The sequence below is a fragment of the Aquabacterium sp. genome (genome assembly GCF_049274795.1).
Taxonomy (GTDB): Bacteria; Pseudomonadota; Gammaproteobacteria; order Burkholderiales; family Burkholderiaceae_C; genus Aquabacterium.
Genome location: NZ_JBASTH010000046.1, coordinates 41,019 through 66,929, shown reverse-complemented (window position 1 = coordinate 66,929; position 25,911 = coordinate 41,019). Strand labels below are relative to the sequence as shown.

Here is a 25,911-nt window from a genome sequence, read left to right as displayed (position 1 = left end):
AACGGCGCAGGCGGCAAAAACAGGGCGTGCGAAACCCCAAGCGTACCAGGGGTGTCACACCAGAATGGGGCAAGCCTACAATCCGCAGTCCCTTCCCTGGAACCCCACCCCATGGCCCTGTATCGCATCAAAGACAAAGCCCCCGACGTGCACCCCAGCGCCTATGTGGCCGAATCGGCCGACGTGATCGGCCACGTGATCCTGTCCGAAGGCTCCAGCGTGTGGTCGCACGTGGCCATCCGGGGCGACAACGAGACCATCCGCATCGGCGAGCGCTCCAACGTGCAGGAGGGCTCTGTGCTGCACACCGACATCGGGTTTCCTTTGACGATCGGACAGGACGTGACCGTGGGCCACCAGGTGATGCTGCACGGCTGCACCATCGGCGACGGCGCCCTGATCGGCATCCAGGCCGTGGTGCTCAATGGCGCGGTCATCGGCAAGGGCTGCCTGGTGGCGGCCGGCGCCCTGGTGACCGAGGGCAAGGTGTTCGAAGAAGGCATGCTGATCATGGGCTCGCCGGCCAAGGCCGTGCGCCCCTTGACGGATGCCGACCGCATGCGCATGAACATCGGCACGGCCCTTTACGTGCAGAAGGCGACGGAGTACAAGACGGACATGGTCCGCGTGGATTGAGAAGAATCGATGAGCGACGAACTGCACAAATTCCTGTTTGAAGGCCTGCCCGTGCGGGGCATGCTGGTCCGATTGACCGACAGCTGGCGCGAGGTGCTGCGCCGGCGCGAAGGCTCCGAGCCCTTTGCCACCCCGGTGCGCCAGTTGCTGGGCGAGATGGCCGCAGCCGGCGTGCTGATGCAGGCCAACATCAAGTTCAACGGGGCCGTGATCCTGCAGATCATGGGCGATGGCCCGGTGAAGCTGGCCGTGGCCGAAGTCCAGCCCGACCTGGCCTTCCGCACCACCGCCAAGGTGGTGGGCGATGTGCCGGCCACCGACAACGGCCATCTGCCGCTGGAGGTGCTGGTGAACGTGGGCGGCAAGGGCCGCTGCGCGATCACGCTGGACCCGAAGGACCGCCTGCCCGGCCAGCAGCCCTACCAGGGCGTGGTGCCGCTGCATGGCGACCAGCGCGAACCCCTGCAGGCGCTGAGCCAGGTGCTGGAGCACTACATGCTGCAGTCGGAGCAGTTGGACACCAAGCTGATCCTGGCCGCCGACGACGACATCGCCGCCGGGCTGCTGATCCAGCGCCTGCCCGTGCAGGGCGAAGGCAACCTGGGCGGCCGCAGCAATGAGGACGAGATCGGCCTGAGCGAGCACTACAACCGCATCGCGCACCTGGCCTCCACCCTCACCCGCGAAGAGTTGCTGAGCCTGGACGTGGACACCATCCTGCGCCGCCTGTTCTGGGAAGAGGATGTGCGCCGCTTCGAGCCGCTGGCCGGCCTGACCGCCCCCCGTTTTGCCTGCACCTGCTCACGCGAGCGCGTGGCCGGCATGCTGCGTAATCTGGGGCGGGAAGAGATCGACTCGATCATCGCCGAGCAGGGCCAGGTCGACATCGGCTGCGATTTCTGCGGCCTGCACTATCACTTCGATCCGGTGGATGTGGGCGAGGTGTTCACGGACGACGCGGACCACGCGCCCAGCTCTAGCCGGCTGCAGTGAGGCAAACCAGGCGCGCCGCCGCTCAGATCAGCGGCGTGCCCTGGTTCTGCTGTTCATCCACCTGACGCAGGGTGGTGGACACCAGGGTCGCATCTGGCGATTGGGCCAATGCAGTGGACTGACTCAGGTCCGCATGAGGCACCACGCCACCGGCTTGGCTTGACGAGTCCGGCTGATTCAGCGCCGACAACGCAGCCGCGCTCACGGCATCCGGCGCAGGCTCGGCCAGCACATCGCTGGTCTCGACACGGTGCTTGCTGAACCACACATCGACCATCTCGTGCTGCTGGCCGTCGCGCGTCTCATAGCTCGACACCAGGCCCATCAGGTTGCCGTTGTCCATGGCGGTGCCGCGTTCGGCCTGCAAGTTCAGGCTGCTGATGCCCTGCTCGTCCAGTGATTTGAGCTCGCCCGCATCGGTGACGCCATTCTGGTTGGCATCGATCCACAGTTGCAGGTCTTTCCAATGCGCATCGGCGCTGGTGATCCGGCCATCGCGGTCGGCATCCAGCTCCGCCAGCGCACGGAAACCATCGCCTGCACGTTCGCCAGACGCCAGCCTGGTCGCGGAACCGAACAACTCCGAGCCATCGTTGATCAAGCCATCATGGTTGCGGTCCATCACCAGCAGGCCATCCGTGGGTGATGCCCAGCCGACCTGGCTGGTACGACCCGTGGCCGTGATGTCAAAGTTCACGCCATGGCTGGCCGCCACTGTGCGCACACCATCGAAATCCAGATCCAGCACGATCGGCGACGTCGACTGCATCGCGTAGAACTGATCATTGCTCATCGCGCTGAGCTGGTCGTTGGTGAAGGCGCTGGATTGCACCATCGTCATCGCGGCCAGGTCCGCCGTCTCGAAAGCGGCGATCTGCTCGGTGGTGAAAGCGGTGATCTGCTCCGGCGTGAACGCCTTGACCTGCACGGTCGTCATCGCCACGATGGCGTCCGTGCCGATGGCGGCAATCTGCTCCGCCGTGAGCGCTTGCAAGCTGAAGTACTTGAGCGATGAGAACTGGGCCGTGTTCAGCGCAGCGATCACACTGGTGGCCAGCACAGCCGTGCCTGCGGCCGAGAAGGCCGCCACATCGCCTGCGTCCATCGCCGCGATGTGGTCAACGGTCAATACCGCCATCTGCTCGGTGGTCAGGGCCGACACCTGAGCCGTGCTCAAGGCAGCGATCTCCTGACTGCCGAAGCCACTGATCACGTCAGCACCCAAGCCCTTGACGCCTGTGGTGGACAGCGCGGCCAGTTGCGCCGTGGACCAGGCCCCCACCTGCTCCAGCGACAGCGCATGCACCTGGCTGGACGACAGGGCCTGCACATCACGGGTTTCCATAGCGGCCAATTGGTCGGCCTGCAGCGCGGACACCTGCGAGGTACTGAGCCAGGCAAACTGCGCCGTGCTCAAGGCCACGATCTGTGCCGACCCAAGTGCAGCGATGTCATCCACCTCCAGGGCCGCCACCTGCGCCGACCCCAGAACAGCGATCTGGCCCGTGCCCATCGCTGCCACTTGGTCTGCCCGCAGCGCAGTCACTTGCTCGGAACCCAGTGCCGCGATCTGGTAGGTCGAGAAGCCCGCCAGTTGCTCGGCACTCAACGCATCCATCTGGCTGGCCGACAGCACCGAGACTGCCTGCGTGCCCAAGGCCTGCAACTGGTCCGTGCTCAGGTTCGCCAATTGATCCTGCGTGAGGGAGGCCACCTGGGCCGTACCCAGCGCGTGGATCTGGGCGGTGCCCAGGGCCTGTGTCTGCTCCACGCCCAGCACGGCGATGGCCGACGTGCTCAGCACCGCCAGTGCAGCTGTGCTCAATGCGGCGATGTCCTGCGTCTCGATGACGGTGATCTGCGCGGTCGTGAAAGACTGCATCTGCGTGCTGGACAACGCAGCGAACTGCGTGGTGGTCAGCGCGATGACGTCCTCGTAGGACAGTGAGGCCACCTGCGTCGATGTGAGCGCATTGACCTGGGCTGTGCTCAGGGAAGCGATCTGCTCGGCGCTCAGGGCGTCGATCTGCTCCACACCCATCACGCGCAACATGCCCGTGCCCAGGACGGCCAAGTCCTCGGCTTGCAAGGCCGTGATCTGCTCGGGCGTCAACGCCCTCACCTGCGCAGACCCCAGCGCAGCGATCTGCTGCGTGCCGAGCGCCAGGATCTGGTCGGGCGTGAACGCCGCGATCTGGTCGGTGCTCATCGCGTGGAGCGCCGCTGTGTTCAACGCGGCCACATCCTGCGTCTCCAGCACCGAGACCTGCTCGGCGGTCAAGGCCTGGGCCTGCGTGCTGGACAGCGCCGCGAACTGCGCCGTGCTCATCGCCATCACGCTGGTGAAGGACAAGCCGGCGATCTGCGCCGTGCTCAGCCCGTTGACCTGCTCCGCGCTCAGCGTGGCGATCTGCGCCGTGGTGAAGGCATCGAGCTGCTCAGCGCTGAGCGTGCGCAGCATGGTGCTGCTGAGGGCAGCCAGATCACCGGTCTCGATGGCCGCCACCTGCTCGGCCCGCAAGGCTTGAACCTGTGTCGATGTCAGGGCCCCAATCTGGGTGGACGTGAGGGCTGCGATCTGCGCCTCGGACAGCACCGCGATCTGGTCAACGCCGAGCACGCGGATCGCTGCCGTGCCGAGCTGGATCAGATCCTGCGTTTCGATCACCGACACCTGCTCAGCCGTCAGTGCCTGCACTTGTGTCGTGCTCAGGCCGGCGAACTGAGCGGTAGTAAGGGCCACGATGCTGTCGCCCGACAAGGCGGAGACCTGGGCGCTGGTCAGCCCATTGAGCTGCACCGTGCCCAGGGCCGCGATCTGCGCGGTGCTCAAGGAGACGATCTGATCCACGCTCATCTGGCGCAGGGTGGCGGTGCTCAGCGCCACCAGGTCGGTGGTCTCGATGGCGGCCACCTGGTCCAGCGTCAGGGCCTTGACCTGGGTCGATGTCAGTACGCCCACCTGGGAGGATGTCAATGCGGCGATCTGCTCTGCGCTCAGGCTGGCAAGCTGGCTGGTGCCCATCACGCGCAGGGCGGCCGTGGCCATGGCGGCCAGATCCTCCGTCTGCATCGCCATCATCTGGTCTTCGCTCAGCAACGCCACTTGCGTGGACGACAAGCCGGCGACCTGGGCGGTGCTCAAGGCCACGATGTCTTCGGCCGACAGCACCGACAGCTGGGTCGAGGTGAGCGCATTGAGTTGCGCAGTACTCAGCGCGGCGATCTGGGTGGTGCCCAGGGCCTCGATCTGCTCCACGCTCAAGGCGCGCACGGCGCTGGTGCTCAAGGTTCTCAGGTCATCGGTCTCGATGGCCGTCACCTGGGCCGTGCTCAAGGCCGCCACCTGGCTGCTCGACAGGGCCGAGAACTGCGTCGTGCTCAAGGCCACCACCTGCGCGGTGGTCAGCATCTGCACCTGGCCGGTCGTCAGTGAACCGATCTGGCGGGTGGTCAGCGCGGTGAACTGATCAGCGCTGAATGCCTCGATCTGCGCAGCGCTCAAGGCGCGTACGGCCGCGGTGGACAGGGCCTGCAGATCCTGGGTCTCCAGGGCCGTGATCTGGATGGTGGTCAGCGCCGCCGCCTGCGTGCTGGTGAGCGAAGCGGCCTGCGCTGTCGTCAACGCCGCCAGTTGGGCGCTGCCCAGGGCCTGAATGGCATCGGTTCCGAAGGCGCGCACCACCGCCGTCCCCATCACTGCCAGGTCTGCCGTCTCGATCGCGGCGATCTGCGCCGTGCTCAGGCCATTGACCTGCGTGCTCGACAGCGAGTCGGCCTGCGCCGTGCTCAACGCCACGATGTCGGCCGTATTCAAGGCCGCCAGCTGGGCGCTGCCCAAGACCTTGAACTGGGTCGTGGTGAGTGCAGCCACATGGTCCGTGCCCAGGGCGGCGATCTGTGCGGTGCTCAGCCCCCTCAGGCTGGCCGTGGACCAGGCTGCCAGGTCTGCCGTCTCCAGATTGGCGATCTGTGTGGTGCTCAAGGCAGCGATCTGGTTGCTGCCCAGGGCAGCCGCCTGCGCGGTGCTCAAGGCATTGAGGTCGGCCGTGGACCAGCCGCCCACCTGCGCCGAAGTCAACGCGACAATCTGGCGGGTGCTCAGGGCCGCGATCTGGTCGCTGTTCAGCGCATCGAGTTGCGCAACGCTCAAGCCCCGCAGCGCAATGGTGGACATGGCCTGCACATCACGCGTTTCCAGCGCCGCGATCTGCGCCGTGCTTAGCGCTGCCAACTGCTGGCTGCCCAGGGCCGCGACCTGCGCGGTGGTGAGATCGACGATCTGGGTGGTGCTCAAGGCGGCCAGCGCAGCCGTGCCCAGGGCACGCAATACGGTGGTCCCCATGGCCGTGAAATCGGCCGCATCCAACACGGCTATCTGTGCGGAGTTCAAGGCATTGACCTGGACGCTCGACAGCGCTGCGAACTGGGCCGAGGTCATCGCCACGACGTCATCGGTGCCGATGGCCGCGATCTGAGCCGTGCTCATGGCCTTGATCTGGGCAGTCGTGAGAGCCGCCACCTGGCTGGATGTCAGAGCCTCGACCTGCGCGGTGCTCAGGCCCCGCACCGCAGCGGTGTTCAAGGCGCGCAGATCGGTGGTTTCGAGCTGGGCCACCTGGGCTGTGCTCAGGGCGCCCACTTGGGCGCTGTCCAGCGTGGCCGCCTGCAGCGTGGTGAGTGCGGCGATGTCTTCGGTGCTCAAGGCAGCCACCTGAGCCGTTGTCAGCGCCTTGATCTGTGCGCTGCCCAGCGCCGCCACCTGCGAAGACGTCAAGGCCTCCACCTGCGCCGTGCTCAGAGAGCGCAGGGCGGCCGTGGACAGGGCACGCACGTCTGCCGTTTCCATGGCGGCCACCTGGGCCGTGCTCAGGCCGACGACCTGCGCACTGCTCAGAACCGCCACCTGCGCCGTGGTCAAAGCAGCCACTTCCGCCGTGGTCAGCGCACGCAGGGCATCACTGGCCCAGCCACGCAATGCTGCTGTCTGCAATGCCGCCAGATCACTGGTCTCGAACGCGGCGATCTGGGCCGTGCTCATTGCGGCCAGTTGCGTGCTCGACAGCGCCACCACCTGCGACGTGGTGAGCGCCACGATGTCCTGCGTCTGCAGGGCAGCGATCTGCGCAGTGCTCAGCACACGGATATGGGCCGTGTTGAGCGCGGCCACCTGGGCAGAGCTCAGCGCCTCGATCTGACTGGTGCTGAACGCCTTGAGCGCCGTGGTCCCCAGTGCGCGGATGTCCAGGGTCTCCAGCGCGGCCACCTGCCGCGTTCCCAGGGCCGATACCTGCACGCTGTTCAACGTCGCCACTTGCTGAGAGCTCAGGGCGGCCACTTCCTGCGTGCCCAGCGCCGCAACCTGCTCCGAAGTCAGGCCCTTGATCTGGCCGGTGGTGAGCGCTGCCACGTGCGCGCTGTTCAAGGCCGCCACCTGCTCCGTGCCCAGGGCGCGCAAAGCTGTGCTGTTCATGCTGCGCAGGTCCGCCGTTTCCAGCGCACTGACCTGGCTGCTGGTCAAGCCGCCCACCTGTGTGCTGTTGAGCGAGGCCACCTGGGCCGTGGTCAACGCGGCCACAGCACCTGTGCTCAAGGCCTGCATGGCTTCGGTGTTCAGGCCACGCAGGGTGGCCGTCTGCAAAGCCGCGACACTGTCCGTGCCCAAGGCATTCACCTGCCCCGTGGCCAGTGCGGAGGCCTGCGCGCTGGTCAGCGCCGCCACCTGTGATGTGATCAGGGCGGCAATGTGTTCAGTCTTGAGCGCCTGCACCTGGGTTGTTTCCAGGGCGCGCACCTGAGCTGTGGTCAGCGCCTGGATCTGCGAAGTTGCCAGCACCTCGATCTGGGCCGAGCCCAGGCTCTTGAGTGCGGTCGTGTTGATGGCGCGGACATCGGCCGTCTCCATCTGGCTGATCTGCGCCGTGCTCAAGGCGCCGATCTGGCTGCTGCCCAGCACCGCCACCTGGCTGCTGGTCAGTGCCTTGATTTCTTCGCTTTCCAGCGAGGCGATCTGCGTGGTCGTGAGCGCCCGGATCTGCGTGCTGGTCAGCACCTGAACCTGGCTGGTGGTCAGCGCGGCAAGCTGCGCCCCGCCCAGCGACTGGATCTGCGCCTGGGTGAACAAGCGGATGTCCGCCGTCTCGAACGCGGCAAACTGCACCGGCGTGAGCATCTGCAGCGCGGTGGTGCCCACTGCCGTGATCTGGCTGGTCGTGAGCGCTGCGATCTGCGCAGTGGAGAACGCGGCCCAGTCGTCCGTGCCGAAAGCCGAGATCGTTTTCGCTGACAGCGAGGCGATCTGCGCGGTAGACAAACTGGTGATCAGCGAAGCCATCGTTCTCGAAACCCTGGCATACCGTCGGACCAATCGACGGCTTACCGTTCAGTATCGGTTTTGACTTGATGGGCTGAAACGAGGATTAGCAGGCCTTTGGCACGGTTTTCAGCGATTCGGCGCCGTCAATCCGGCAAGGTGCGAGATTCGCCCGCTTCGCCCTCCGCCTGGAGGGACTTCAGCAAGTGCTGCCACTGCGGATCCTCGTGCCAAGGTGACTCGATGCGCAAGCCCGCGCCGCTGAAGGGATGCGTGAATGCCAGTTCGACGGCATGCAGCCAGAGCCTTTGCAGACCCAGGCGCTGTGCCCACCAGCGGTTGTGCAGCCCCTTGCCGTGGGTGGCATCACCGATGATGGGATGCGAGAGGTGCTTGAGGTGCCGCCGGATCTGATGACGCCTGCCCGTGGTCGGCCGAGCCTCCACCAGCGACACGCGGGTGGTCGGATGGCGGGGCTCCACCGCCTCGGCCAGTTCCACGCGCTCAAGACAACGAAATGCCGTCACGGCCCCCTGGGGTAACGCATCGGCTGGCGCATCGTCCGGCTTGAGCGGGTGATCGACCTGTACCGCATCGGGCAGCCAGCCACGCACGAAGGCCACATAGCGCTTGTCGACCGCACGCGCCTCGAAGGCCTGAGCAATGCGCCGGGCGGCCTCGCTGTCCAGCGCCATCAGCAGCACGCCCGAGGTGCCCTTGTCCAGCCGATGGACGGGATGCACGCGCTGCCCCAACTGAGCGCGCAAGGTCTGCACCACGAAGCGTGTTTCGTGCGCATCCAGCCCGGTGCGGTGAACCAGCCAGCCGGCCGGCTTGTGCACGGCCACCAGGCGCTCATCACGCCACAGCACCGCCAGTTCACCGGGCTCGCTCACGGCGCGGCCCGAGGCAGCCAGTGCTGCTCGCATTCACCGTCGTCGCAGTTTTCGCAGAACCATCGCCAGCGCGTGCCCTGCCCGGCCCGCGCCTGCCGGGCCGGCGTATCCAGCAGATGCTCGACTGCCTCCAGCGCACGCTGCACGCGGGCCACACCCACACCAGCCACCACCGCGTAGGGCGCGCTGGTGCGTTGCAGGGCCTGCCGCACCAGGGTATCGACCGGCACCCGCACGTGAGGGCCATCACGGATCAGGCCATCGCGCTCCCACGGCAGGTCCAGCGCTGTCAGCAAGGTCATGCTGGCCTGTGCGTGATCGTGCTCGGTCTGGGCATACAGGCTGTTGTCCTGGAAGATCAGATCGCTGTAGACCGCAATCATCAACGCGGTGGTGTCGGCCAAAACCAGCGCATGCGTTGCAGCCGCCTCATGGATGCGTCGGCTTTGCTCCGCCGCGATGGCGGCCTGCTCGTCAACACGAGGCGTTCGCCCATGCTGATCGCAGAAATCACGCAAGGCCTCGGTCACCAGGGCCACGGACATGCCGCGCGCTGTCAGCACCCGATGCAGTTCAAGGGCCAGGGTGGACTTGCCTGTGCTTTCAGCGCCCACGATGGCCACGACCTGGCCCATGGATTGGGAACCCGCCATGCCTCACAGCCCCTGAGGCAAGGGCCCGTCGACGTTCTGCCTCTGGGCCTTTCGGTGCCACTGGCGCCAGCCCCACAGGGCCAGCACGGCAAACACGCCATACAGCCCCACCGTGAGCCACAGTTCCTTGTGCGCGAACAGCATCATGCTGGCCACGTTGACCGCCACCCAGCAGGGCCAGTTCTCCACCCACTTGCGGCCCAGCAACCACTGCCCCACCAGGCTGCCAGCCGTGGGCAGGGCATCCCAGTAAGGCACATCGGAATCCGTGACGTGGTCCAGCAGCAGGCCGATCAAGGGCCACAACAGCAACACCAGCACGACGGCACGCCATCGCCCCAGCACGGACAAGGCCCGCACCGTGAGCCGATGCTGCTGATCATCGGTACCCCGCAGCCACTGCCACCAGCCCCACACCGCCAGCGCCACGAACACCAGTTGCAGCGAGGCCTCGCCATACAACTTGCTGCGCGCAAAAAGCAGCCCATAAAGCACGGAGCTGATGATGGCCAGCGGCCAGCCCAATGGGTTGACCCGAAGGTTGAAGCCCACCATGGCCAGCGAGAGCACGCAGGCCAGGGCCTCCAGCCGGCTCACCGGCATGCCCCAGGCCGTCCACCACGGCGCCAGCCATGGGTCGACCCAGGCCAGCGCATCGGCGATGAGCAGGTCAACGAAGGGGAAACTCATGAGGCAGCAAAGCCAGGGGGCTTGGTCGATCGGTCAGCCTGCAGCAGGCCTCAGCGGGCAGACGCGGTGATCTGCACGTAGATCTCGTCGGGCTTGACCATGCCCAGCTCGGTGCGGGCGATCTCTTCGGCCATGTCCAGGCCCTCCTGCAGGTCACGCACCTCGGCGGCGACCTGCTCGTTACGGGCCTCGAAGCCTACATTGCGCTCGTTCTGCTCCTGCAGGTGCGTACGCAGCGACATCACGCGGGGCACACCACCCTTGCCGAACCACAGTTCGGCATGCACCACGGCCAGAAGGGCCAGCAGGATCAGGGTGACAACGCGCATCCGGAAAGCTTAACAGATCGAAACGATGTAAAAAGGGCCCCCGGAGGGGCCCTCAGGGCGATCAGCGCAGGTTGTAGAACGCGCTGCGGCCGGGGTACACGGCCACGTTGCCCAGGTCCTCTTCGATGCGCAGCAACTGGTTGTACTTGCTGATGCGGTCCGAGCGGCTCATGGAGCCGGTCTTGATCTGGCCGGCGTTGGTGCCCACGGCGATGTCGGCGATGGTATTGTCTTCCGTCTCGCCCGAGCGGTGGCTGATCACGGCGGTGTAGCCGGCGCGCTTGGCCATCTCGATGGCGGCGAAGGTTTCCGACAGCGTGCCGATCTGGTTGATCTTGATCAGGATCGAGTTGGCGATGCCCTTGTCGATGCCTTCCTTCAGGATCTTGGTGTTGGTGACGAACAGGTCGTCGCCCACCAGCTGAACCTTCTTGCCCAGACGTTCGGTCAGGTGGGCCCAGCCGGCCCAGTCGCCTTCGTGCATGCCGTCTTCGATCGAGATGATCGGGTACTTGTCGCACCAGGTGGCCAGCATGTCGGTCCACTGCTCGGCACTCAGGCTCAGGCCTTCGCCTTCGAGGTGGTACTTGCCGTCCTTGTAGAACTCGCTGGCGGCGCAGTCTAGGCCCAGGGCGATCTGCTCACCGGCCACAAAGCCGGCCTTGTCGATGGCTTCCAGGATCAGTTGGATGGCGGCTTCATGGCTGGCCACGCTGGGGGCGAAACCGCCCTCGTCGCCCACGGCGGTGCTCAGGCCCTTGTCGTGGATGATCTTCTTGAGGGCGTGGAACACCTCGGCGCCGTAACGCACGGCTTCGCGGAAGGTCGGGGCGCCCACGGGCAGGATCATCAGTTCCTGCAGATCCAGATTGTTGTTGGCGTGCGCGCCACCGTTGATGACGTTCATCATCGGCACGGGCATCTGCACGGCACCCATGCCGCCGAAGTAGCGGTACAAGGGCAGGCCGGCTTCTTCGGAAGCGGCACGGGCCACGGCCATGGACACGGCCAGCATGGCGTTGGCGCCCAGGCGGCTCTTGTTCTCGGTGCCGTCCAGGTCGATCATCGTCTTGTCCAGGAAGGACTGCTCGGAAGCGTCCAGGCCCAGCACGGCTTCGGAGATCTCGGTGTTGATGTGCTCAACGGCCTTCAACACACCCTTGCCCAGGTAGCGGGACTTGTCGCCATCACGCAGTTCGATCGCTTCGCGCGAGCCAGTGGATGCACCCGACGGCACGGCTGCACGGCCCATGTGGCCGCTTTCCAGCAGCACGTCGCACTCGACGGTCGGGTTTCCGCGGCTGTCAATGACCTCGCGGCCGATGATGTCAACGATGGCGCTCATCTGTCTGAATCCTCAAGAGATGTTGAAAGTTTTGGAGATGTGTGGAACTGCTGGAATCGTCAGTCTAGGCATCAGGCAGAGAAGTTGGTCTCCAGAAAACCGTTCTTCTTGGTGATGCGGTCGAGTTCGACCAGGGTTTCGAGCAAGGCCTTCATGTGCTTGAGCGGCACGGCATTGGGGCCGTCGCTCATCGCGCAGGCGGGATCGGGGTGCGTTTCCATGAACAGGCCCGAGATGCCCACGGCCACGGCCGCGCGCGACAGCACGGGCACGAACTCGCGCTGGCCGCCCGAGCTGGTGCCCTGCCCGCCCGGCAGTTGCACCGAGTGGGTGGCGTCGAACACCACAGGGGCCCCCGTCTCGCGCATGATCGCCAGCGAGCGCATGTCCGAGACGAGGTTGTTGTAGCCGAAGCTGGCACCACGCTCACAGGCCATGAACACGTCGTCGGTCAGGCCCTTTTCGCGCGCGGCGGCACGGGCCTTGTCGATCACGTTCTTCATGTCGCCTGGAGCCAGGAACTGGCCCTTCTTGATGTTGGCCGGCTTGCCGCTCTGGGCCACGGCGCGGATGAAATCCGTCTGGCGGCACAGGAAGGCCGGCGTCTGCAGCACGTCGACCACCGAGGCCACTGTGGGGATCTCGGCTTCGGTGTGCACGTCCGTCAGGATGGGCACGTTCAGCTCGCGCTTGAGCTTGGCCAGGATCTCCAGACCCTTGTCCATGCCCGGGCCGCGGAACGAGGTGCCGCTGGAGCGGTTGGCCTTGTCGTAGCTCGACTTGAAGATGAAGGGGATACCCAGGGCGGAGGTAATCTCCTTGAGCGTGCCGGCCGTGTCCATCTGCAGCTGCTCGGACTCGACCACGCAGGGGCCGGCGATCAGGAAGAAGGGGCGGTCCAGGCCGATGTCGAATCCGCAGAGTTTCATGGTGTGCTCCGGTCGCGTCGTGTCCGTTGTTCTTGATGGGCTCAGGCCGCGGCCTTGCCCGCGTCCTGATGCTGGAGCGCGGCCTTGATGTAGCCGATGAACAGCGGGTGGCCGTCCCAGGGGGTGGACTTGAATTCGGGGTGGAACTGTACGCCGACGTACCACGGGTGCACCGTGCGTGGCAGCTCGACCATTTCGGTGAGCTTTTCGCGCTGGGTGATGGCCGAGATCACCAGGCCGGCCTGCTGCAGGCGGTCCAGGTAGTGCTCGTTGGCCTCGTAGCGGTGGCGGTGGCGCTCGGTCACGACCGGGCCGTAGATCTCGTGGGCCAGGGTGCCGGGCTTGACGTCGGAGCTCTGCGCGCCCAGGCGCATCGTGCCGCCCAGGTCGGAGCCGGCATCGCGCTTCTGCACGGTGCCGTCGGCGTCCAGCCACTCGTCGATCAGGGCGATTACGGGATGCGGCGTGGTGGCGTCGAACTCGGTGCTGTTGGCACCAGCCAGGCCAGCCTTATGGCGGGCGTATTCGATGGTGGCCACCTGCATGCCCAGGCAGATACCCAGGTAGGGGATGCCGTGCTCGCGGGCGTACTGCGCGGCCACGATCTTGCCTTCCACGCCGCGCTTGCCAAAGCCGCCGGGCACCAGGATGGCGTCGTACTGGCCGAGCTGGCTGGCGGTTTCGGGCGTGAGCGTCTCGGAATCGACGTACTCGATGTTGACGCGGGCATGGTTGTGGATGCCGGCGTGGCGCAGCGCCTCGTTGAGCGACTTGTACGAATCGGACAGGTCCGTGTACTTGCCGCACATGGCGATGGTGACGTCGCGCTTGGGGTTGGCCACTTCGTGGACCAACGTGTCCCAGCGGCTCAGGTCAGCCGGTTTGGTCTGCAGTTGCAGCTTGGTGCAGATCAGGTCATCCAGGTGCTGCTCGTGCAGCATGCGGGGCACCTTGTAGATGGTGTCTGCATCCCACACCGAGATCACACCGGATTCGGGAACGTTGGTGAACAGGGAGATCTTCTCGCGTTCATCCGCCGGGATGGCACGGTCGGCACGACACAGCAGCGCATCGGGCTGGATGCCGATTTCGCGCATCTTCTGCACGGTGTGCTGCGTGGGCTTGGTCTTGAGCTCGCCCGCGGCCGCGATGAAGGGCACGTAGGTCAGGTGCACGAAGGCGGTGCTGGCCGGGCCCGACTTCAGGCTCATCTGGCGAGCCGCTTCCATGAAGGGCAGCGATTCGATGTCGCCCACGGTGCCGCCGATCTCGACGATGGCCACGTCCACCGCATCGGCCGTGCCGACACCAGCGCCACGGCGCACGAAATCCTGGATCTCGTTGGTGATGTGCGGGATGACCTGGACGGTCTTGCCCAGATAATCGCCACGGCGCTCTTTCTCGAGCACGCTCTTGTAGATCTGGCCGGTGGTGAAGTTGTTGGCCTTCTTCATCCGCGTGGTGATGAAGCGCTCGTAGTGGCCCAGATCGAGGTCGGTTTCGGCGCCGTCATCAGTGACGAACACCTCACCGTGCTGGAACGGCGACATCGTGCCCGGATCCACGTTGATGTACGGATCGAGCTTGATGAGGGTGACTTTGAGGCCACGCGATTCGAGAATGGCGGCCAGTGACGCGGCGGCGATGCCCTTGCCAAGCGAGGACACCACACCGCCCGTGACGAAGACAAACTTGGTCATTGCGCAAAAGCGCCCGCCGGGGTTGCGGGCGCTGCGGTGGTAAAGCGGCATTATAGGCCTTCGGTGCCGTCCCATCCGCCCCCTTGCGGACACGAAACGCGCGGGAAAACACGCTCCGCGAAACTATGGATGGCAGACGATACGACCCTAATTAGACTTGTTTCATTGTCCCGCAGGCGGTGAAAATCATGAAAAAGTCGTGCTCATCGGGGGAAAGGCTGGGGTTGGCGCTCAAAGGCGTGACCCTGACGGCCAGTCTACTGGCCGCCCTGGGCAGCCATGCCACCGGCAACAAGTCTCAGGGCAGTACGCAGCACCTACCGGTGTCATTCAATGGCGAGCCCACCCACCCGGGAGATGCCACGTCAGCCGCGCCCCTCGCCCGCGCCGACCTGCAGCGCGTGTTCAAGGCCCGCTGCCCTGGGCGTGTGGAGCGCCTGCTGGGGGGGGCTTTGCCCACGGAGCGTCCGGATTTCAGGGTGATCGAGGACATCTGCGCCTGCGCTGCCACCTTGATCGACGGGCTGCCGCAGGACAAGCCCATCGATCAGTTCCAGTTGCAGGCCGCCCAGGCGGCACTGGCTTGCAGCAAAAACACCATCACGGTACACAACCGGGAGCGGGCCACGACGGCTCTGGGGCCGTATCTGTATGCCCAGGGCCTGAACGCCCAGCAGGTCAGCACCTTCGGTCAGTGCGTGGCGGACACGCACTGGAAGAACACCGTCAACGCCGCCGGCCATGCGTCTCAGGCTGACGGGAGCGACTGGTGGGCCACCTGCACGGAGCAGGTCGGGCGCAAGGGGCTGCCCCAGCCTCGGGACTGAAGCGTCTAGCGACTTTTCGGATCGACCACCACCTCGCCATCCTCCTTCGTGAAGGGGCCTTGCAAAGGGGCGGGCAGGATGTCCAGCACCAGCTCGGACGGCCGGCACAGGCGCGTGCCCAACGGGGTCACAACCAGTGGGCGGTTGATCAGGATGGGGTGGGCAGCCATGGCGTCGATCAGGGCCTCGTCACCCAAGGCTGGATCGTCCAGGCCCAATTCCGCGCACAGCGCTTCCTTGGCACGCAACAGCTCACGCGCTGGCAGGCCGGTTGCTGCCACCAACTGGCGCAGCGTATCCCGGCTGGGCGGCGTCTGCAGGTACTCGATGACTTCTGGCTCGATGCCGGCGTTGCGGATCATGGCCAGCGTGTTGCGCGAAGTGCCGCAGCGGGGATTGTGGAAGATGGTGACGGTGCAAGCCATGGAATCAGCAAAAAGGCGGTGAGCGCAAAGCCGCATTCTTGCAGCTTCACACCCACCGCCTGGCCGCAGGCCACACAAGGTGGCCCGCCCTGCCCGCTCAGCCGCGCTTGCGACGTGCCAGCACGATGCCCGCGCCCAGCAGGGCCAGCAGGCCGGCTGCCGGCTCCGGCACCGCCGGGGTTGCCACGATGCGCAGGTTGTCGTAGCTCACACCACCGGCCAGCAGAACGGCGCTGACCTTGCCCACGGCACCCGACTGGATGCTCAGGCCCGGCTGGCCGCCCTGGGTGTAGAACACGTTGGCGGCGCTGATCTCGTGCCCCGAGGCATTCAGGAAGGACAGGTAGGTGCCGCCATCCTGCAGGTTGCCGAAGCCGGACGTGTCCTGCTGGACCGAGAACGAGGTGATGTCGACCGGCGTGTTGAACACCAGCAGGATGGGCTGCCCACTGTTGCTCAGCACATTGCCGCCCGACACAGCGTAGGCCGAAGCGCCGACCAGCACCTCACCGTAGGTGGCGGTGGCGTCGATCCAGTGGAAGCCACCGGTGTAGCTGCCGAACTCGTCGACATCCCACTCGACATCCGGGTTGGCGAATTGCGCCAGCGAAGCCAGGCTGCCCAGCGCGCTGTTGGCCGAGCTGCCGGCGGCCACGTCGTCGAAGTTCAAGGTGGCATCGACGGTGGATGCCTGGGCGGCCACGCCGGCCAGCGCCAGGGCGCTCAAAGCGATGAGTTGTTTCATCTCGGATCTCCTAGGTTACTGCTGCGATGCGATCACTTGGCGCCGCCGATGGCGATCTGGCCGAGCTTGAAGAACACATCGGTGTTGTCGAACACGCCGGTGAACAGCGAAGCGCCGCGACCGAAGGCGGACAGGGGGATGTCCGTGGCGGTGTGCGTGGCCTGGTCGGCCGGCACCTGGCCGACGACCAGGTAGCCGACATAGGGGGATGCGCCCTCGGCGTTGGCGCCGCTGGGAACACCGTTATTGCTGTTGCGCACGCTGGGGTTGCCCGGGTAGGTGTTCTGAGGCGAGGTACCGTAGAAGGGCTGCTGGCTGTCCTGCGTGGGCTGAGCGTTCGACAGCCAGGTTTCATAGCGGTCGGCGTTGGCGCCATAACCGATCAGCACCTTGCCGTCGATGTCCGTGGTCAGCGGGAAGCCGTCAGCCTGAATGCTGTACTTGGGGAACTTGGCGCTGTCGTAGGTACCCACGACAGCATCACGGCGAGCGGCCGTGCTCTGGTCACCACCGGAGGCCAGGCTCTGCAGCGTGGCGGCCGTCACGGTGGAGGCCCCGATGATGGCGGCGCCCGAGCACTCGTGGTCGGCCGTGACGATCACGACGGTGTCAGGGTTGGCCGTGGCGAAGGCCTTGGCCTTCTGGACGGCGCGGTCAAACTCGATGGTTTCGAGGATCCAGCGATCCGAATCCATCAGGTGAGCCTGCTTGTCGATCGACGAGCCTTCCACCATCAGCACGAAGCCGTTGGTGTTGTTCTTGTTGAGCACGTTCAGAGCGGACACGGTCATTTCGTCCAGCATGGGCTGGTCGGGGAAGCCGTAGTCGTTGACGATGGTGCTGACACCACGGCGGCCGTTGATTTTGTCGAAGGACACGTTCATGTTCGACAGCGAGAACAGGCCCAGCAACTTGTCGGGCGTACCGGCCGATTGCAGCGCGGTGTTGTCCGAGGCATAGGCAAAACCGGCGGCCTTGAAGTCGGCGATCAGGTCGCGGTTGTTGTCGATGGCACCGGCCGCGGCGTTCCAGCCGGCGACGATGTCGGCAGGCAGCACGTAGTCGGACGCGGTAGCGCGGGCCGAGCCGTTGGCGCTGGAGCCCAGGCCGGCGGGCGTGGCGTTAAAGGTGTGCTGATTGCTGTCGGTGCCGGCGGTCTGCGCAGCGTTCTTGGGCAGGAACCACTTGCGGCCACCGCCCATCAGGACCTTCAGTCCGGTCAGGCTGCTGTCGTCCAGGAACTGATCGACGATGCCGGTGCCATTGCCGCGGGACGAGGTGTGCACGGCGTTGGCGGCGGGCGTGGCGTCGAACACGTCGGACGTGGTCACGATGCCCAGGCTGGTGCCCTTGAGGCGGTGGAGGTACTCGGACAGGTACTCGATGCGCGGGTTGTCGAAGGCGGCCGAGGTGTCGTCGGGGAACACACCTTCCTGGTTGTTCTGGCCCTTGTTGCCGTTGACGTAGTTGGCCATGCCGGGGGCAGAGTCGGTCACGATGGAGTTCAGCGAGGCCGTCATCACCATGCCGGTGTACGGGAAGGTGTCCATGGCCAGCAGGTTCTGGGCCTTGCCTTGCAGGTAGCCCTTGGCCACGATGCGGGCGGCCGTGCGGTGGGCCGAGCCCATGCCGTCGCCCAGCATGATGATGATGTTCTTGGCGGGACGGCCGTTGTTGGCGGTGATGGCCACGACCTCGAAGTTGCCCGTCTTGGTGGTGGTGCCGCCGGCGCTGTCGGTGGCGGTCACGGTCAGGGTGTGCACGCCGGGCGTGCTGTTGGCGTAGCCGCGCAGCGAGGCCACCACGGTGTTGGAAGCCAGGCCGCTGACCAGGCCGGTCTTGACCAGACTGGTCTTGCCGCTGAACTGGTCGGCGGCGGTGCCGTTGTTCGCGATGGTGGCCACGGTGCTGCCGTCCACGGCGAAGCTGATGGACGCGATGGTCGTGCCGGCCTCAGGCTGCACGGTGGTCTGCAGATCGAACTTCTGGCCGGGCAGGAAGCGAGCCAGGGTGGCAGCCGTGGCCAGCAGCGGGTTGCTCGGTGGCGTCAGGCGCGAGATGTTGGGCGCGGCCTGGGCCTGACCAGACAGGGACACCAGGGCGGACATGGCGGCCAGGCACAGGGCGTGGCGTGTGAAGCGGACGTGGGACATGGAACTCTCCGTACAAAGGGTCTTGGAATCGAGGGGCTTGAAGAAGGCAGCCGGGCAACTCTCCTGCCTCGGATGCCGGGAAATTCAGCGTGAGGACGCCACGGCGGCCGGCTCGCCAGTCAAGAGGCGTGAGGTCTGTTCATCGACACGCAGACGGATGGACGATACGCGGCCATCGGCTTCGTCGGTCGCGCCCACCTGCAAGGTGCCGGTGAGCTGGATCAGGCCACGCAGGCTGCGCACGCTGTGCTGCGCGGCCGGGCCGGACAGGTGCACAAACACGGCGCTGGGGGGCAGGTCATCAGCCAAACTTTCGTCCTCGTGGCCGTTGGACACGGGCAGCGGCGTCAGGATCAGGGTGCCGGGGCTGCGCGATTCAGCATCGACCATGTAACCGATCAAACGAACTCGCTGGCCGTTCAGCGACAGCAGGCGGGCGCTAGGCTCCAGCCCTTGCGGCCCGACGGGCATCTTGAACATCTCACTGAACTTTAGGTCGGCCACACCTTTGACGGGCGGCTCTGCAGGCAGACGAACAGCCACGCCAGGAGGCGGCAGCATGGGCACGTCACCAGCGTGGGCGTGGCCCGATTCACGGGGCAGCAGTTCCACAGCCTGCGCCGATACAACGGCCATCGCAGCAGACAGGGCCAGCGCGGGATTGACCAGCAGGCACATGTGGAAAGAACGGAACGACTTCATGGAGGCAGCCTTGGCGATCAGTGCGTGATCCCCTGCGGGCCGGGATGGCCAGCGTGATCACACCCCGTCACGATCATTCAAAGCTGTGAAACCACCATGACATGCGGCATAGGCCGGGCCATTTGTTCATGTTGTTCATGTTGACCCCGGCGCCCATCCATCATACCAAGATCGAATGACAAATTCATGTCAGACACATAACTTCCACGATATTTTTGCAAGTCACTGTTGCTGCCCTCAAGCCGTCATGCACCGTGTCGATGATGTTGGCGTCTCAGCACCCGCAGTACCGCTCATGACCTTGCAAGCGCGCCCCGTCCGCGATTCGCCTTCATCCGTCACGCCCCCATCCCATGGCAGCGTGGCCAGCATCCTGGCCGACCGGTCCCTCCACATGCACTTCCAGCCCATCGTCCGCCTGGGCGACGGCACCCTGTTCGGGCATGAGGCGCTGGTGCGCGGCCCTGAGAACACCGTCCTGCAATGGCCGGACACGCTGTTCGCCCAGGCTCAGGAGCAAGGCCTGTCGCTGGCATTGGAAGAAGCCTGCCTGCGCACCGCCGTGACCTCCTGGACCCCGCTGCGTGCGCCGGGCAAGCTCTTCATCAACCTCAGCGCCGAAGCCCTGATGCACATCCTGCGCTGTGAATCCCTGCAGCGCCGCATCACCGCCCTGCGCCGCTTCGGGCTGTCGCCCTCGGCCGTGGTGATCGAGCTGACGGAACACGAACGCGTGCGCGACCTGCCGGCGCTGATCGACGCGGTCAGGCCCTTGCGCGCCCACGGCGTGCAGCTCGCGCTGGACGACTTCGGTGACGGCCGCTCCAGCCTGCGCCTGTGGTCCGAGCTGCAGCCCGACTACGTCAAGATCGACAAGTACTTCGCCCGCGACGTGGCCCACCAGGCCGACAAGGTGCAGACCATGCGAGCACTGGTGCGTATCGCCGAGACCATGGGCACCACCATGGTGGCCGAAGGCATCGAGACCGCCGATGACCTCAAGGCCGTGCGTGACCTGGGCATCCAGCTCGGCCAGGGCTACTTCCTGGGCCGGCCGCAGCCCGAGCCCGCGCAGAAGATCCTGGCGCAGGCGGGCGACGTGTTCCGCCAGGGCGATGTGGCGGTGCTGCCCCACCCTTCCCGCTCCACGCGCAGCACCTTCACGGTTGAGCGCATCACCTTGCAGCAGCTCAGCCTGAGCATGCACACCACCCACGACGAGGCCGAGCGCTGCTTCCGCGCCGACGACTCCCTGCACAGCGTGGCGCTGCTGCAGGATGGGCACCCCATGGGCCTGCTCAACCGCGACAAGTTCATGGACCGCTACGCCAAGCCCTACTTCAAGGAGGTGTACGGCCGCCAGCCCTGCCTGCTGTTCGCCAACACCACGCCCCTGGTGCTGGACAAGCACACCGGCATCGACGAGCTCACCGGCGTGCTCACCTCCGAAGACCAGCGCTACCTGACCGACGGCTTCATCGTGACCGAAGGCGGCCTGTACCTGGGCATCGGCACGGGCGAAAGCCTGGTGCGTTCTGTGACCGAAGTGCGCATCGAAGCGGCCCGTCATGCCAACCCGCTGACCTTTCTGCCCGGCAACATCCCCATCAGCGAACACATCGGCCGCCTGCTGGCCAGCGGCCGCGATTTCGTGGCCTGCTATGGCGATCTGAACCACTTCAAGCCCTTCAACGACCACTACGGCTACTGGCGCGGCGACGAGGTCATCCGCCTGGCCGCCAGCACCTTCATCGCCTGCTGCGACGCACGGCGGGATTTCGTCGGCCATGTGGGCGGCGATGATTTCGTGGTGCTCTTTCAGAGCGAAGACTGGCACCAGCGCTGCGAGCGCATCGTCAAGGAGTTCAACGAACGGGTGAAGACCTTCTACGACCCGGTGGCCCTGGCCCGAGGCGGCATCGACAGCGAAGACCGCGAAGGCATGCCCCGCTTCTTTCCCTTAACCACGCTGTCGATCGGCGCACTGTGCGTGGTGCCCGGCCAGTTCAGCGAGCCCGACCGCGTGGCCTCCGCCGCCGCACAGGCCAAGCTGCGGGCCAAGCAGACGGGCTGGGATGTCTACGTGCAGGGCGCCGCGCTGGCACCCGCCTGAGAAGGCGGACTCGTCAGCGCACAGGCACCTGAAACGCCTCGGTGATCGGCACCAGGTTCAGCCAGGCCTGCTCGGCCTCCGAGCCGGAGCCCTCCACCACGCCATGAAAGCGCCGGAAATCATCCCTGAAGCGCGACAGGGCCCCGTTGAGCCACAGCACCGTGGCCAGCACATTGAGGTGATCCACGCGCCGAGCCACATCCCCCTGCTTCACGCCGGCGCCATAGAACAGAGTCGGGATGCGGTGAACCCCCTGGCGGTAGGGGTCGCCATGGCGGGCGTCGGTGCTGCCATCCTCATCGAAGGTGATGATGAGCAGGCTGTTGTTGGCCCGGGCCCAGGCTGCATAGGGCCCGATGTTCGCCCGCAGCCAGTCATCGGCCATCTGCGCCGTGTTGCTGTGCGCATCGTGCTGTTCATTGGGCACGGCGATGGACACATGGGGCAGTTGATCGAAAGCCAATGGGCGGCCCTTGGAATCCTTGGCAAAGCCACGGAAGGCACGCTTGAGCACCGGGTCCTGCGTGGGCTCGAAGCCCAGGTTCACAGCCACCGGCAGCACGTGCCGGGCCAGGTCACCCTGGCGCCCGCGATCGCTGGTGGGCGCGCGCTGGTCTGTCCAGTTCACGGCGGGGTTGTGCTTGCGGCGGTAGAAATCCGTGGCGGCATGCGCATCGCCACAGGCCGCCACCCGGTCGTCAGTGCCGCAGTTCCAACTGGGGTATGGCAGCGATTCGCTGAAGCTGGCAAAGCTGCGCCCGGACTGCAGCAGCGCGCTGCCGATGTTGGGCGATGTCAGCGGCAGCCAGTCGTCAGGCACATTGGCATTGGCCACGCCAACACGTGTCTGCCGTGGCGTGGCCAGACGTTGCCCTTCCCTGTCGAACAAGGCCACGCCGCTGAAGGGCGAACGTACATCTTCGAACCACGCCGGCAGCACACCCTGGTGGTGGCCCGAGAACAGCATCAGGTAGTTGGGCTGGCTGGGCCGCGTCGGCAGGTTCGAGCCGTAAGGCGTGCGCCCGAAATGCGCATCGGTGAAGCGTGCGCCGCCTTTCATCAGTTCACGCAGAAAGCGCCAATGGGCGATGTCGGAATACACCGGTGCATCACCGCGCTGGAGTTGCGCCTGTGTGGCCTCGAAGGCCGACAGGTTCTCCAGGATCACGATAACCGTGTGGTCCGGGCGCCAGATGGGCACCCCGGGCGTTGCCGCGGGTGCATGCCGTTTCAGACGCCCCGCCATCGACGACAAGGGGCCTGCGCCCAGCAGCAAGGCTATCCACCGGCGGAGCATGCTGCGACGAGAAGCCTTCTTCACAAGCGTGGCGTCATCAGGTGGGCTGGGGCGTCGAGGCGTGTTCATGGCGAGGCAGCGTAGCAGGCCCCTGCGACATTTCACACTGCAGTTTGGTTCAGCAACATTTACAAACCTTCCTTACCGAGAAAGAACGCAAGATGGGAGGATCGAGGCGGCCGTACCAGCGCCCGTGGGAGACGAACCAATGAGCATTCAACGCCAGCCGGCAACGCCCTCCAGGCCAGGCCCCATCACTTTCGCACCACATCCTGCGACGATGGCCTGCCTGGTGCTGGCCACCGGCTTGCTGACAGCCTGCGGCACACCAGCCGGCACGCGCGGTGCTCAAGCCGAGTCGTGCTACCGCCACGGCCCCATCCGCACCTGTACCAGTGCCCCCACGAGCACCCCAGCGCAAATCCAGGCCGTGTACCGCATGGCCCCACCGCCGGCGGGACGCGGCCGGGCGCTCATCGTGCGCAACCACTGGGCGGATGCCCATGGCCACGCCATGCTGCAACTCGATGGGCAGACGCTGGTCGACACCATTCCCTGCACGGTCGTGGCGGTTGATGTGCTGCCCGGCGTGCACCAGTTGCAGATCGAGCCCGCCGCCTCGGCGTCGGTGTCTGCACAACTGGGGTCTGGGCAGTTGCGGGCCTGGCGGGCGGTTCGCGGCAGTGGCCCCAAGCAGCGGGGCTTCACGCTGGAGCCCATCGATCTGGCCGATGCGCGTGCCCTGGTGCAGGAGTGCCGTGTGCTGGGCCTGATCGACCGGACATCATCCTCGCCGCCGAAAGCGCCGGCCCGCTTGAAGCTTGATGACGCTTCATGAGGCCCTGTGGGCCTTGCAGGGCCCCTGCGCGCGTCAGTTCGATGCGCCCCTGGCCGCCAGCACCTCCAGCACATGGCGCGCCAGCATGCCCTCCTCATCGGTGGGCACCACCCAGGCCGAAGGCACCAGGGCCGGATCGCCCTCGGTGATGCAGGGCCCGTTCTGAGCATTGCGCGCCGCATCGGGCTTGAAGCCCAGCCAGCGGCATCCTTCCAGCACCTCGGCGCGCGTGGCCGCGCCGTTCTCGCCGATGCCCGCCGTGAAGACAAGCGCATCCAGCCCGCCCAGGGCCGCGGCCATGGAGCCGATCTCGCGCACGATGCGGTGCACGTAGATATCCAGCGCCAGGCGCACCTGCGGCTCATCAGCCCGGGCGCGCAACGCCCGCATGTCATTGGACACCCCGGACATGCCCAGCAGGCCGCTGTCGTGATAGAGCATGTGCTCGGCCTGCTCAGGCGTGAGCTTCAACTCGCGCAACAGGTGGAAGACCACCCCGGCATCCAGCGTGCCGCAACGCGTGCCCATGGCCAGGCCATCCAGCGCGGAAAACCCCATCGTGGAGGCCACGCTGCGCCCGCCCTGCATGGCGCACAGGCTGGCCCCGTTGCCCAGGTGGGCCACCACCACGCGGCCCGTGGCAAGACGCGGGTGCAGCCTGGGCAACACCGAGGCGATGTACTCGTACGACAGGCCATGAAAGCCGTAGCGCCGCACACCCGCCTGCGTGACTGACTGAGGCAGCGCGAACTGCGCCACCACCTCGGCCTGGTCATGGTGGAAGGCCGTGTCGAAGCAGGCCACCTGCGGCAGATCCGGCAGGTGCTCGCGGATCGCCCGAATCGGCGACAGATTGTGCGGCTGATGCAGCGGCGCCAGCGGGCACAGGGCCTCCAGATCAGCCAGCACCTTGTCATCGATCAGCACCGGGGCCGCATAGTCACGGCCGCCATGCACGACACGGTGCCCGCAGGCCAGCAAGGGGCGCCCCTCCAGTCTGGGTGACAGCCATTCACTCAACTGGACCAATGCCTGCTGGTGATCCACCGAGTTTCCCTCGGCCCAGCGGTGCTCGCCCACCACGGCGCCATCAGCCGCCTTGGCGATGAAGTACGCCGCGCCGCCCAGGCCTTCGATCTTGCCGTGGAAGCATTCGGCAGGTGGCTTCCCGGCCTGCACGTTGAACACCGAGAACTTGATGCTCGACGAGCCCGCGTTCAACACCAGGAGCAGCCCCTTCTGCAAAGAAGCGGCGCTGCTCATCCGACCGCCTTGATCAGCTTGTCGCGGCCCGCCTGGGCCAGCATCGACGCCACCGCACACGAGGCCAGGCGCGCAGCCTTGGAATCGGCGCGGCTGGTCAGGATCACCGGCACCTTGGCACCCAGCACGATGCCCGCGGCATAGGCCCCGGCCAGAAAGCTCAGACTCTTGGCCAGCATGTTGCCCGCATCCAGATCAGGCACGATCAGCACATTGGCCTGCCCCGCCACGGGCGACACGATGCCCTTGATGCGCGCCGCCTCGGGGTCGATGGCGTTGTCCATGGCCAGCGGGCCGTCGAGCTGCCCGCCGGTGATCTGCCCGCGGTCCGCCATCTTGCACAGCGCGGCCGCATCCAGCGTGGAAGGCACTTTGGCATTGACCGTCTCCATCGACGACAGGATGGCCACGCGCACGGCCGGCAGATGCAGCGCATGCGCCAGGTCGATGGCGTTCTGCACGATGTCGACCTTCTCTTCCAGCGTGGGCGCGATGTTGATCGCCGCGTCCGAGATGACCAGCGGCTGCTCATGGCCCGGCACGTCCATCACGAAGCAATGGCTGATGCGGCGGGACGTGCGCAGACCGTTCTCACGGCGCACCACCGCGCCCATCAGCTCATCCGTGTGCAGGCTGCCCTTCATCAGGGCATCGACCTCGCCCTTGAGCACCATGCCCACGGCGGCATCGGCCGCGGCGTGGCTATGCGGCGCATCGATGATCAAGGTGCTCGACAGGCTCACACCCAGTTGCGCGGCAGCCGCTTCGATCTTGGCGCGCGGGCCGATCAGCACCGGCGTGATCAGCCCCAGCTCAGCGGACTCCAGCGCCGCGCCCAGCGACACATCATTGCAGGGATGCACCACGGCCACCCGCAAGGGTGGCAGGGTCTGTGCCTTCGCGATGAGGGCATCGTAGTGCGGGTGTTGGACTGAGGTCGCTGCAGGCTGCTGGGGCAATGTGTTCTCCATGGTTTTCGGACAATCCCCAAGTAAAGCCTAGGGATACAGCAAGTCGGTTCACTCAGATCATGCATGCTGCATAGCAGCAAATCAAGCATGGAG

20 protein-coding genes are annotated in these 25,911 nt (G+C 65.9%); 5 read left to right on the top strand and 15 right to left on the bottom strand.

Features of this window, described 5'->3' with window-relative positions; genetic code table 11:
• Window positions 1–111: 111 nt before the first annotated feature.
• Window positions 112–636: a gamma carbonic anhydrase family protein gene (locus WAQ08_RS07730; protein WP_422190619.1), complete on the top strand. Its 525-nt coding sequence runs from the start codon at window positions 112–114 to the stop codon at window positions 634–636.
• 9 nt (window positions 637–645) lie between these two features.
• Window positions 646–1,629 carry an Hsp33 family molecular chaperone HslO gene (locus WAQ08_RS07725; protein WP_422190617.1) on the top strand — a complete coding sequence of 328 codons (984 nt, stop codon included), beginning with the start codon at window positions 646–648 and terminating at the stop codon, window positions 1,627–1,629.
• 22 nt (window positions 1,630–1,651) lie between these two features.
• Here the strand turns inward: WAQ08_RS07725 and WAQ08_RS07720 are convergent, their stop codons facing one another.
• The 8 genes from WAQ08_RS07720 to WAQ08_RS07685 all read right to left on the bottom strand — a co-directional run bounded on the left by WAQ08_RS07720 (window position 1,652) and on the right by WAQ08_RS07685 (window position 14,484).
• Entirely contained in the window at window positions 1,652–7,963 is a 6,312-nt protein-coding gene (locus WAQ08_RS07720; RefSeq protein WP_422190615.1) for a beta strand repeat-containing protein, read from the bottom strand.
• Window positions 7,964–8,088: 125 nt separating this feature from the next.
• Window positions 8,089–8,871: a pseudouridine synthase gene (locus WAQ08_RS07715; protein WP_422190613.1), complete on the bottom strand. Its 783-nt coding sequence runs from the start codon at window positions 8,869–8,871 to the stop codon at window positions 8,089–8,091.
• The gene (locus WAQ08_RS07710) at window positions 8,835–9,491 is read right to left on the bottom strand and encodes an AAA family ATPase (RefSeq protein WP_422190611.1); all 657 of its coding nucleotides are present in this window, start codon (window positions 9,489–9,491) and stop codon (window positions 8,835–8,837) included. Before WAQ08_RS07710 ends, WAQ08_RS07715 begins: the two co-directional genes overlap by 37 nt.
• 3 nt (window positions 9,492–9,494) lie before the next feature.
• Window positions 9,495–10,181: a nicotinamide riboside transporter PnuC gene (gene pnuC, locus WAQ08_RS07705; protein WP_422190609.1), complete on the bottom strand. Its 687-nt coding sequence runs from the start codon at window positions 10,179–10,181 to the stop codon at window positions 9,495–9,497.
• 50 nt (window positions 10,182–10,231) lie between these two features.
• Complete coding sequence (gene ftsB, locus WAQ08_RS07700; protein ID WP_422190607.1) at window positions 10,232–10,510, bottom strand: cell division protein FtsB; 279 nt, start codon at window positions 10,508–10,510, stop codon at window positions 10,232–10,234.
• Between the two features lie 61 nt (window positions 10,511–10,571).
• On the bottom strand, window positions 10,572–11,855 hold the full coding sequence (eno, locus tag WAQ08_RS07695; protein ID WP_422190605.1) for a phosphopyruvate hydratase: 1,284 nt from the start codon (window positions 11,853–11,855) through the stop codon (window positions 10,572–10,574).
• A gap of 71 nt (window positions 11,856–11,926) precedes the next feature.
• Window positions 11,927–12,784, bottom strand: coding sequence for a 3-deoxy-8-phosphooctulonate synthase (kdsA, locus tag WAQ08_RS07690; RefSeq protein ID WP_422190603.1), 858 nt, complete (start codon window positions 12,782–12,784; stop codon window positions 11,927–11,929).
• 41 nt (window positions 12,785–12,825) lie between these two features.
• A complete protein-coding gene (locus WAQ08_RS07685) occupies window positions 12,826–14,484 on the bottom strand; it encodes a CTP synthase (protein WP_422190601.1) in 1,659 nt (552 codons plus the stop codon).
• A 188-nt stretch (window positions 14,485–14,672) separates the two neighbouring features.
• On the opposite strand from WAQ08_RS07685, the gene WAQ08_RS07680 reads away from it, so the two are divergent.
• Window positions 14,673–15,311 (top strand): hypothetical protein, encoded by a 639-nt coding sequence (locus WAQ08_RS07680; protein ID WP_422190599.1) that lies wholly within the window; start codon window positions 14,673–14,675, stop codon window positions 15,309–15,311.
• 5 nt (window positions 15,312–15,316) lie between these two features.
• Here WAQ08_RS07680 and arsC read toward each other — a convergent pair whose 3' ends face one another.
• The 4 genes from arsC to WAQ08_RS07660 form a co-directional block, all read right to left on the bottom strand.
• Window positions 15,317–15,736 carry an arsenate reductase (glutaredoxin) gene (gene arsC / locus WAQ08_RS07675; protein ID WP_422190597.1) on the bottom strand — a complete coding sequence of 140 codons (420 nt, stop codon included), beginning with the start codon at window positions 15,734–15,736 and terminating at the stop codon, window positions 15,317–15,319.
• Window positions 15,737–15,833: 97 nt separating this feature from the next.
• The gene (locus WAQ08_RS07670) at window positions 15,834–16,481 is read right to left on the bottom strand and encodes a PEP-CTERM sorting domain-containing protein (protein ID WP_422190595.1); all 648 of its coding nucleotides are present in this window, start codon (window positions 16,479–16,481) and stop codon (window positions 15,834–15,836) included.
• A gap of 32 nt (window positions 16,482–16,513) precedes the next feature.
• Window positions 16,514–18,634, bottom strand: a complete 2,121-nt coding sequence (locus WAQ08_RS07665; protein ID WP_422190593.1) for an alkaline phosphatase — start codon at window positions 18,632–18,634, stop codon at window positions 16,514–16,516.
• 84 nt (window positions 18,635–18,718) lie between these two features.
• Complete coding sequence (locus WAQ08_RS07660; RefSeq protein WP_422190591.1) at window positions 18,719–19,336, bottom strand: hypothetical protein; 618 nt, start codon at window positions 19,334–19,336, stop codon at window positions 18,719–18,721.
• A 295-nt stretch (window positions 19,337–19,631) separates the two neighbouring features.
• Here WAQ08_RS07660 and WAQ08_RS07655 point away from each other — a divergent pair, with 295 nt between their 5' ends.
• A complete protein-coding gene (locus tag WAQ08_RS07655) occupies window positions 19,632–21,449 on the top strand; it encodes a GGDEF domain-containing protein (protein WP_422190589.1) in 1,818 nt (605 codons plus the stop codon).
• Between the two features lie 13 nt (window positions 21,450–21,462).
• On the opposite strand, the gene WAQ08_RS07650 is transcribed toward WAQ08_RS07655, so the two are convergent.
• Window positions 21,463–22,815, bottom strand: coding sequence for an alkaline phosphatase family protein (locus WAQ08_RS07650; RefSeq protein ID WP_422190587.1), 1,353 nt, complete (start codon window positions 22,813–22,815; stop codon window positions 21,463–21,465).
• Window positions 22,816–22,954: 139 nt separating this feature from the next.
• Here WAQ08_RS07650 and WAQ08_RS07645 point away from each other — a divergent pair, with 139 nt between their 5' ends.
• Complete coding sequence (locus WAQ08_RS07645) at window positions 22,955–23,584, top strand: hypothetical protein (RefSeq protein WP_422190585.1); 630 nt, start codon at window positions 22,955–22,957, stop codon at window positions 23,582–23,584.
• Between the two features lie 33 nt (window positions 23,585–23,617).
• Here WAQ08_RS07645 and WAQ08_RS07640 read toward each other — a convergent pair whose 3' ends face one another.
• Together WAQ08_RS07640 and WAQ08_RS07635 are read right to left on the bottom strand one after the other, a co-directional pair.
• Entirely contained in the window at window positions 23,618–24,847 is a 1,230-nt protein-coding gene (locus tag WAQ08_RS07640) for an acetate/propionate family kinase (protein WP_422190583.1), read from the bottom strand.
• Window positions 24,844–25,818, bottom strand: a complete 975-nt coding sequence (locus tag WAQ08_RS07635) for a phosphate acetyltransferase (protein WP_422190581.1) — start codon at window positions 25,816–25,818, stop codon at window positions 24,844–24,846. The genes WAQ08_RS07640 and WAQ08_RS07635 overlap by 4 nt, the downstream gene beginning before the upstream one ends.
• Window positions 25,819–25,911 lie beyond the last annotated feature (93 nt).

Coding starts and splice junctions, on each gene's coding strand:
- WAQ08_RS07730 (WP_422190619.1), top strand. CDS start 112: ATGGCCCTGTATCGCATCAAAGACAAAGCCCCCGACGTGCACCCCAGC.
- WAQ08_RS07725 (WP_422190617.1), top strand. CDS start 646: ATGAGCGACGAACTGCACAAATTCCTGTTTGAAGGCCTGCCCGTGCGG.
- WAQ08_RS07720 (WP_422190615.1), bottom strand. CDS start 7,963: ATGGCTTCGCTGATCACCAGTTTGTCTACCGCGCAGATCGCCTCGCTG.
- WAQ08_RS07715 (WP_422190613.1), bottom strand. CDS start 8,871: ATGCGAGCAGCACTGGCTGCCTCGGGCCGCGCCGTGAGCGAGCCCGGT.
- WAQ08_RS07710 (WP_422190611.1), bottom strand. CDS start 9,491: ATGGCGGGTTCCCAATCCATGGGCCAGGTCGTGGCCATCGTGGGCGCT.
- pnuC (WP_422190609.1), bottom strand. CDS start 10,181: ATGAGTTTCCCCTTCGTTGACCTGCTCATCGCCGATGCGCTGGCCTGG.
- ftsB (WP_422190607.1), bottom strand. CDS start 10,510: ATGCGCGTTGTCACCCTGATCCTGCTGGCCCTTCTGGCCGTGGTGCAT.
- eno (WP_422190605.1), bottom strand. CDS start 11,855: ATGAGCGCCATCGTTGACATCATCGGCCGCGAGGTCATTGACAGCCGC.
- kdsA (WP_422190603.1), bottom strand. CDS start 12,784: ATGAAACTCTGCGGATTCGACATCGGCCTGGACCGCCCCTTCTTCCTG.
- WAQ08_RS07685 (WP_422190601.1), bottom strand. CDS start 14,484: ATGACCAAGTTTGTCTTCGTCACGGGCGGTGTGGTGTCCTCGCTTGGC.
- WAQ08_RS07680 (WP_422190599.1), top strand. CDS start 14,673: ATGAAAAAGTCGTGCTCATCGGGGGAAAGGCTGGGGTTGGCGCTCAAA.
- arsC (WP_422190597.1), bottom strand. CDS start 15,736: ATGGCTTGCACCGTCACCATCTTCCACAATCCCCGCTGCGGCACTTCG.
- WAQ08_RS07670 (WP_422190595.1), bottom strand. CDS start 16,481: ATGAAACAACTCATCGCTTTGAGCGCCCTGGCGCTGGCCGGCGTGGCC.
- WAQ08_RS07665 (WP_422190593.1), bottom strand. CDS start 18,634: ATGTCCCACGTCCGCTTCACACGCCACGCCCTGTGCCTGGCCGCCATG.
- WAQ08_RS07660 (WP_422190591.1), bottom strand. CDS start 19,336: ATGAAGTCGTTCCGTTCTTTCCACATGTGCCTGCTGGTCAATCCCGCG.
- WAQ08_RS07655 (WP_422190589.1), top strand. CDS start 19,632: ATGACCTTGCAAGCGCGCCCCGTCCGCGATTCGCCTTCATCCGTCACG.
- WAQ08_RS07650 (WP_422190587.1), bottom strand. CDS start 22,815: ATGAACACGCCTCGACGCCCCAGCCCACCTGATGACGCCACGCTTGTG.
- WAQ08_RS07645 (WP_422190585.1), top strand. CDS start 22,955: ATGAGCATTCAACGCCAGCCGGCAACGCCCTCCAGGCCAGGCCCCATC.
- WAQ08_RS07640 (WP_422190583.1), bottom strand. CDS start 24,847: ATGAGCAGCGCCGCTTCTTTGCAGAAGGGGCTGCTCCTGGTGTTGAAC.
- WAQ08_RS07635 (WP_422190581.1), bottom strand. CDS start 25,818: ATGGAGAACACATTGCCCCAGCAGCCTGCAGCGACCTCAGTCCAACAC.